The sequence below is a fragment of the Aldersonia kunmingensis genome, from assembly GCF_001646865.1.
Classification (GTDB): Bacteria; Actinomycetota; Actinomycetes; order Mycobacteriales; family Mycobacteriaceae; genus Aldersonia; species Aldersonia kunmingensis.
The window spans coordinates 1-7,479 of sequence record NZ_LRRB01000237.1; the positions used below are offsets into that span (position 1 = coordinate 1).

General features: G+C 66.2%; 7 protein-coding genes. 3 read left to right on the forward strand and 4 right to left on the reverse strand.

Annotated elements, in window-relative coordinates:
* On the forward strand, positions 1-495 hold a 495-nt coding region (locus A8G08_RS18580), incomplete at its 5' end, for an Ig-like domain-containing protein (RefSeq protein ID WP_169823328.1).
* A 599-nt stretch (positions 496-1,094) separates the two neighbouring features.
* On the opposite strand, the gene A8G08_RS18585 is transcribed toward A8G08_RS18580, so the two are convergent.
* Complete coding sequence (locus A8G08_RS18585; RefSeq protein ID WP_068277446.1) at positions 1,095-1,721, reverse strand: response regulator; 627 nt, start codon at positions 1,719-1,721, stop codon at positions 1,095-1,097.
* On the reverse strand, positions 1,718-2,914 hold the full coding sequence (locus A8G08_RS18590; protein WP_245672894.1) for a sensor histidine kinase: 1,197 nt from the start codon (positions 2,912-2,914) through the stop codon (positions 1,718-1,720). Before A8G08_RS18590 ends, A8G08_RS18585 begins: the two co-directional genes overlap by 4 nt.
* Before the next feature lie 143 nt (positions 2,915-3,057).
* Here A8G08_RS18590 and A8G08_RS18595 point away from each other — a divergent pair, with 143 nt between their 5' ends.
* Positions 3,058-4,128 (forward strand): FtsX-like permease family protein, encoded by a 1,071-nt coding sequence (locus tag A8G08_RS18595; RefSeq protein WP_068277451.1) that lies wholly within the window; start codon positions 3,058-3,060, stop codon positions 4,126-4,128.
* Complete coding sequence (locus A8G08_RS18600; RefSeq protein WP_068277453.1) at positions 4,125-4,871, forward strand: ABC transporter ATP-binding protein; 747 nt, start codon at positions 4,125-4,127, stop codon at positions 4,869-4,871. Before A8G08_RS18595 ends, A8G08_RS18600 begins: the two co-directional genes overlap by 4 nt.
* A 172-nt stretch (positions 4,872-5,043) precedes the next feature.
* Here A8G08_RS18600 and A8G08_RS18605 read toward each other — a convergent pair whose 3' ends face one another.
* Both A8G08_RS18605 and A8G08_RS18610 read right to left on the reverse strand, forming a co-directional pair.
* Positions 5,044-6,417, reverse strand: coding sequence for an Ig-like domain-containing protein (locus tag A8G08_RS18605; protein ID WP_068277455.1), 1,374 nt, complete (start codon positions 6,415-6,417; stop codon positions 5,044-5,046).
* A 491-nt stretch (positions 6,418-6,908) separates the two neighbouring features.
* Positions 6,909-7,479, reverse strand: a 571-nt coding sequence (locus A8G08_RS18610) for an Ig-like domain-containing protein (protein WP_169823329.1), incomplete at its 5' end; no start/stop codon positions are given.

A 7,479-nucleotide genomic window follows, 5' to 3' on the forward strand; every position in this document is an offset into this window, starting at 1 on the left:
GGCGCACCGGTTGACGTCACCGGCGGCACCGCGACGCTGAGCCAGGCATTCGCCGCGGGTTCGCACTCGATCACCGCGACCTTCAGTGGTGCTCCCGGCTTCGTCGCCTCGGCGGCACCGGCAGCAACGGTCGAGGTGTGGGTCCCGGCACCGAGTGATGTGGACACGACCACCACGCTGACCGCACCGGAGACCGTGAGGCCGGCGGATGGCGTGACAATGTCCGTCGTGGTGAATCCGGCCCGGAACGGTAACGGTGGCAACGTGCAGTTCTTCGACGGCCCGATCCCTATCGGTAGTCCCGTGCCAGTGATCAGCGGTCGTGCGAGCATCACTTTTTACAACCTCGCACCGGGCACACACAGCGTCACTGCGAAGTACAGCGGCACGTCCGGATACCGCGGTTCGACCTCGGAAGCCAAGGTGGTCACCGTGACGGTGTCCGGGCCCGCGGGGCCCGCGCCCGCGTTCGGTTCTTCCCAGCCGAACCCCTGATCTCGGGGACGAGTGCCGCTTCAAGCAACGTAGGGCAGGAAATCGGCGGGTAGCGGGGACGCGTGGCCGCGTCCCCGCTACCTGAGAACCGGCCCCGTGCCCGTTTCCAGGCACCGGCTCAAGCAAGCCCTGAAGGCTCACAGGTAGGCAGAAGTGCTGTGCCGGTTGCCATCGCCGGTGATTCGACGATGGCAGTGACTGTGTATGAGGCGCGTTGCTGTTCGTTCGTCCGGTGTGCCCGCTCCGGAGGCGACGACCGCGTGTTGCGGATCGCTTTTGCGGAGGGCCGCGAGCCATTGTTTCCACTCCCGTGGGCTTTGTGGCTCGCGTTCGGCGTGCAGCAGCACACCAGCATTTCTTGAGCGTGGTCGAGGCGCGGACTGCCTCAGACCGGCTTTGTGTATCTGGGAACTGGACGTTCATCGATCGATTCGTACGGGCCCGAGTGGAAGTGTCTGTCGGGTCGTCCACTCCACACCCCTTTCACGAATCCGGGTACGCGAGCGGCGTTACGGTTTCGCCCGGTGGCGACCTCCAAGACTCGACATCGGGCCGGAAAGCCGTTGCGGTATCGATGGTTTGCTGCAGACCGTTGGGCGCTACCGCAGGATGCCTCGGTGCCTTGCCTCGGAGACAGCTGCGGTGCGTGAGCTGACTCCGAGTTTGGTGAATATGTGGGCGAGGTGCGATTTCACGGTCGTCTCGCTGACGAAGAGGTCAGCAGCGATCTCGGTATTCGAGCTACCGGCGGCGACGAGTTCGAGGACTTGAATCTCGCGTGGACTGAGATTCGCCTGCGGAGTCCGCATCCGGTCCAGTAATCGGGAGGCGATGACGGGCGCAAGTGCGCTCTCGCCACGGGCCGCGGCCCGTATCGCGGCGGTGAGTTCCTGCGGAGGTGCGTCTTTGAGAAGGTATCCGCTGGCGCCTGCCTCGACCGCGCCGAGTACATCGGCGTCGGAGTCGTAGTTGGTCAGCACCAGCACGTAGGGGGCGGGATCGAGCGCCCGGATCGAGCGGGTGGCGTCCGCTCCCGATGAGGCGGGCGATGCTCCGAACTGGAGGTCCATGAGCACGACGTCCGGGTTCTTTGCTCGGGTGACATCGATGGCCTCGGATGGGGTGGATGCCTGAGCGACCACATCGATGTCGTCCTCCGCGCTGAGCAGAGCGATGATCCCGGCACGGACGATCGGGTGGTCGTCCGCGATTACGACCCGGATCATCGTGCGATCTCGGTGGCGAGTTCGACGGTCAGGGTCGTGCCCCGCCCCGCACCCGAATCGACGGTGAGCACTCCACCGAGTTGGTCGACTCGTTCCTGCGTGGCCTGCAGCCCGAACGAATCGGTTCGCTTCCCGTGACGACCACCGAGCAGGGCCGGATCGAATCCCGCGCCGTCATCGGCGATCGTGAACCGCAGCCCGCTGTCGTTCACGGTGAGCGTGATTGTGGCGCTGGTGGCGTGAGCGTGTTGGATCACGTTGGCGATAGCTCCTTGCGCAATCCGCAGGAGGGCTGTCTGGACATGCATCGGGAGCGGAACGGAGTCAGCGACCCGTACGGCGACAGGTAGGCCTTGCGCGAGCCACTCGGATGATGCGAGCCGACGCAACGCACCTCCGAGACCACGGTCGTCAAGATCGGGTGGAGTGAGTTCGCGGATGAATCGGCGAGCAGTGGCGAGGTTGGCCGCTGCCGCCTCGCGGGCGAGGTGGATGTATTCGAGTCCTGGCCTGTCGTGGTCAGCGCGCTCGGCAGCATGGAGCAGCATCTGGATGCTCGAGAGTCCTTGCGCAATCGTGTCGTGGATTTCCCGCGCGAGCCGAGCGCGCTCGGCAAGGATGCCTGATTCGTGTTCGGTTGCGGCGAGCTGGCCGCGGGTGGCGATCAGGTCCTGTACGAGTGCCTCACGGTCCGCGGCCTCGCGAGCGAGTGCCTGATATCCCAAGCCGATGAGCAGACCGACTCCGGCACCGACGATCGGACCCACGATCCCGCCAACGGTCCAGCCGTCGTGGACGCCGAGCGCGAGGATCGCCACCGCGGTGGACGCGAGGATCGCTGCCGATCCCCACCAGCGGCCGAGGAGATGAAGGTAGAGGAAGAACAGCGGGAAGACGAGATACGCAGCGTCGGGGGTGAGCCAGATCAGGGCGATCCACGTGCCGGTCAACACGCCGAGCCACAACGACCCCGCCGTGCGACCGCCCCGCGACGCGACGACCGCACCGAACCCGTACGTGACCAGCAGCAGCCCCGCGAGACTGATGATCGCAGTGCTGGACGCGGTGGGCACGAGCACAGCCCGGGCAACCACCAGGATCGTCAGCGCGACGACGAGCGCGTGCAATCCGACCCGAAGACCCGTGAAAACAGGGGTCAGCGGGGCATGGGCCATTACTCCAGTCTGACTCATCGACAGCGTCGCGCATCGTACGAAAGAACGATTTCCAGGCCCACCGATCAGCCGGTTAACGGGGTGCAGACAGCCGATGCGGCGACCGGGTCACCTGCCGGAGAGTTGATTCGGTCAGCGCTTGCGTCTGGAAAGGACTGCTCATGTTCGTCGCGCTCCGCGACCTGCGCTTCGCCCGCGGCCGGTTCGTCCTCATCGGGTCCGTGGTCGCGCTCATCACCGTTCTCGTCGGCTTCCTCAGTGGCCTGACCGGTGGGCTCGCCATGCAGAGCATCTCCGGAATCCTGGCGATCCCTGCGGACCGGATCGTGTTCGCCGCACCTGAAAAAGGAAGCGACGGCGTCGGCTTCGCCGACTCCGCGCTGACTCCGCAGCAGGCCAGCGGCTGGGCGTCGTTCGACGGTGTCACATCGGTCGAACCGATCGGGATCAGCCAGACACGTGCCCAGTCCGGCGATACCCACGCAGCAGTCGCCGTGTTCGGAGTTCGTCCCGGTTTCAGCGATACCTCTCCCTCGACGAATGGGTTGCTAGGGCTTTCGACGCCGGCCGCGGACGAGCTCGGTGCTTCCGCCGGCGACACCGTCACCATCGCCGGAGCGACCTACCGGGTCGAAACCGTCGCGGGCGACGCGTGGTACAGCCACACACCCGTTATCGAGATGACGCTGCACGACTGGCAGGCGTACTCCGCCGCGACCGGAAACCCCGATGTCTATGCCACCGTCCTGGCCGTCAACGGCACTCCGGACTGGTCGGGCGCCGACGCGGAGAACTCCACCACATCCGAAACCACGCTCGCCTCGCTCACCGCTTTGAGCGCCTTTCGGTCGGAGATCGGGTCGCTACTGATGATGATCGGGATGTTGTTCGGCATCTCCGGACTCGTTGTCGGCGCGTTCTTCACCGTCTGGACCATGCAGCGCAAAAGCGATGTCGCGGTCCTCAAAGCACTCGGCGCGAGCACAGCATCTTTGGTCCGCGACGCACTCGGCCAGGCAGGGATCGTGCTGGCAGTCGGCGTTGGACTCGGACTCGGGCTGGTCATGCTCTTCGGGGCCATAGCCCCAGCGTCGCTGCCCTTCATGCTCAGTCCGCTCACCACCCTGCTACCCGCCGTCATCATGATCGGCCTCGGACTCGCTGGTGCGGTGTTTGCACTTCGTTCCGTGACCTCCGCTGACCCGCTCACCGCCCTCGGGAGCAACCGATGATCGACCTCGACGACATCACCCTCACCTATCCCGACGGCGCGGCGCGCGTCACCGCTGTCGACCACGTCAGCCTCACCGCCCACCCCGGAACGGTCACCGGCATCACCGGCCCCAGCGGTTCCGGCAAATCCAGTCTCCTGGCGGTCGCCGCCACGCTCATCCGACCGGACTCCGGTCGAGTACTCATCGACGACACCGACGCGACCGCCCTGACCCCAGCCGAAGCCGCCCGACTCCGACGCGACAAGATCGGAATCGTCTTCCAACAGTCCAATCTCATTCCCTCGCTCACTGCCCGCGAACAACTGAGGGTCATGGACGAAATCGGAGGTCACCACTCCCGACGACGCCGACATGCGGCCGCACAACTAGCCGACGCTCTCCTCGACGCGGTCGGCCTCACCGACCATGCCGACAAGCGGCCCCACCAACTCTCCGGCGGACAACGGCAAAGGGTCAACATCGCCCGGGCACTGATGAACAATCCAACCGTGCTCCTGGTCGACGAACCCACCAGCGCCCTCGATCAAGAACGCGGAGCCAGCATCATCGAACTCGCCGTACGTCTCACCACCGAAATGAACACATCAACCCTGCTCGTCACTCACGACCTCATCCACCTACCGCGAATGCACAGCACCGTCCACCTCGTCGACGGCAAGATCGACACCGGCGGCGAATCCAACGCGAATCTGATTGCCCCGGCTGGTCCAAGCGGAGGTGATGCGTCTCGTCTGACCTGAGAGTTCCGAAACTGATTGGTACTCAATCTATTTCACACGGTGTGTCAGACCAAGATCGGATCCACCGACTTATTCAGATAGTCCCCCCGACGGAGACGAGCCCCCATCGGAGTTTTCCGATGGGGGCTCGTTGCTGAGTAGCCGGCTGGCGTTGATCAGCTGGTGGTGCTGACTAGCTGGATCCGAACGTCGGGTTGCCCGGGTTCTGCCCGGCCTCGACCACGACGACCTTGGTGACGGTTGTGGCGGTGCCGTTGGCGGTGACCTCGGCGGTCAGGGTCTGGCTGCCCGCGACCGCGGTCCATGCGCAGCCGGCCGTGCCGTTGGCGAGGGCGGTCGTGGTGCAGATGGTGTTGGTGCCGGCCTTGATGGTCACAGCCGTGCCCGCATCGATGCCGATGACGGTGATCGTCGTGGTGTCACCTGCAGTGGGTGCTGCCGGGCTCACCGAGATGACCACGGTGCCGACCGGCGGTGCGGAGACCTGGACGGTGACAGGTGCGGAGGCCGGGCTGGCGCCGACGGCGTTGGTGGCGACGGCGGTGACGCTCAGGGTGCCGGCGGTGTCGGTGGCGATGGTGCACGCGAAGTTGCCGGCGGCGTTCGCGGTGGCGGTGCAGGTCTTGCCGCCTGCGGTGACGGTGACGTTCGAGTTGGCCTCGGCCTTGCCGGTGATGGTGACGGTGTCGCCTGCGGTGACCGCGGCCGGGTTGGCGGCCAGGGCGGTCGGTGCTGCGGGTGCGGTCGGGGCCGGGGTCACGGTGCCGGTCTGCGGAGCCGAGGTGGACTGCGCGTAGGTGGCGTCGCCGAGGTACTTGGCGGTGATCGAGTACGAGGCAGCAGCGGCGGGGGTCCACGAGTAGGTGGCGGTGCCGTTGCTGACGGTGCCGGTGCCGAGGACGGTGCCGTTGTTGGCGAACTCGACGGTGCCGGTGGCGGCTGCGGTGACGGTGGCCGTCAGGGTGGTGGCGCGGCCGACCTGCGGGGCAGGGGACACCGCGACGGCGGCGGTCGAGGCCGACTTGGGAACCGTGAGCGATGGACCCGCAGTCCGGAGTTCACTGCCGAGGCCCTGGTTTGCGGAGACACCGGTACCCGTGGTCAGGGCGAGGTCACGACCACAGTTCGCACCGACGGTGTAGTCGAGGGTGTACGAGATATTGCGGTCGACGGCACTACGAATCCACGATCCCGTCATCCTCACAAAGGTGGGGTCGGTGGTGTTGGCGAAGGTGGAGACTCCCTTTCCCTCGACTCGCGACGAATCCGCGACGTAGGTCAGGCAGGCCGGGTGGAAGTCCCTGAATTCGCTGATGGTCGGCGCCAGGCCGCCGTTGAAACGAAGGTTGTTGGTGACGGTGATCGTGTCGCCCGGAGCCGGCGTGCCATTGCTGATCGTCCGGTTGAAGGTCCACTGGCCCCACTCTGTGGACTGGCTCACGGGCGCAGCCGACGCCGCCCCCACGCCGAAGGATGCGGCGAAGCCCGCCGCGATCGCTGCTGTGCTCGCGCCTGCTACTAGCCGACGCAGGTTCTTGTTCTGCACTCTTTCGAGCCTCTCGTCAGGAGCGCCGCCCCGAACCGGACGCTTGTTTAAAACCGTGATGCTTCAGAGAGCGACAGTACGGTATCGATCGGCCCGGCTATGACCTGGGTCACAGTGCGGGGTCGATGTCCGCCCGGTGCTCCAATCGACTGTGTCCTGTCGAAGCTGGTCTTCGGTCCAATTGTTCTTTTTGTTACGCGAAGTCACGCGAATACTCGAGAACGGAATTGCGGCGGCGGCAGTCTGTGCCGGGCTGCCGGCCGGGTGGTTGGAGTGAAATGGCGCTTCGAGGACGATCGTCCGGGCCTCGGTGGCGGGGGCAATTGACGCCGTCTCGCGGGTGGCACCGAGTGTCGCCGGACTTGCTGGAGTGTCGATCGTTCTATCGGGCCAACGGGTCGGACGACGGCGTCGCCAAGAAGAGACGCAGCAGCGGGCGCCTTCGGCTGAAGGCACCCGCTGCCGCGTCTATCTAGTCCCGATACCGCCGGTCAGTTCGAGGAACCGAAGGAGGGGGTGCCGCCGCCCGGAGTCTCGGAGTCCGACACGGTGATCACCCGCGCGGCCGAGGACGAGCCGAGGAATCCGGTCTCGCCGCTGTACACCGCGGTGACACTGTGAGCGCCCGTCGTGGTGAACGTGTGCGTCAGGCTCGCACCGCCCGCGGAGACCGACACCGGGGCACCGATAGCGGTCGCGCCGTCAAAGAACTGGACGGTGCCGCCGGCCTGTGCGGGGGCCACGGCGGCCGACAGCGTCACCGACGTGCCCTCGGTCGCGGTCGCCGGCGCAGTCAGCGTCGTGGTGGTGGCGACATCAGTCGGTGCCGGGTCGGTCACATTGACCACGCCGACGTTCGAGGTCGAGGCGAGGAACCCGGTACCGCCGCTGTACACCGCGGTGACGGCGTGGGGGCCCGCTGCGGTGAACGTGTGCGAGAGGGTCGCGCCGCCCGCGGTCACCGGCACCGGGGCACCAATGGGGGTCATGCTGTCGAAGAACTGGATCGTGCCGCCGGCCTCTGCGGGGTTCACCGTGGCCGACAACGACACGGACTGGCCC

What these genes read in the sequence shown, in the direction of transcription:
- A8G08_RS18585 (WP_068277446.1), bottom strand. Translation starts at nt 1,721, where the DNA reads ATGATCCGGGTCGTAATCGCGGACGACCACCCGATCGTCCGTGCCGGG.
- A8G08_RS18590 (WP_245672894.1), bottom strand. Translation starts at nt 2,914, where the DNA reads ATGAGTCAGACTGGAGTAATGGCCCATGCCCCGCTGACCCCTGTTTTC.
- A8G08_RS18595 (WP_068277451.1), top strand. Translation starts at nt 3,058, where the DNA reads ATGTTCGTCGCGCTCCGCGACCTGCGCTTCGCCCGCGGCCGGTTCGTC.
- A8G08_RS18600 (WP_068277453.1), top strand. Translation starts at nt 4,125, where the DNA reads ATGATCGACCTCGACGACATCACCCTCACCTATCCCGACGGCGCGGCG.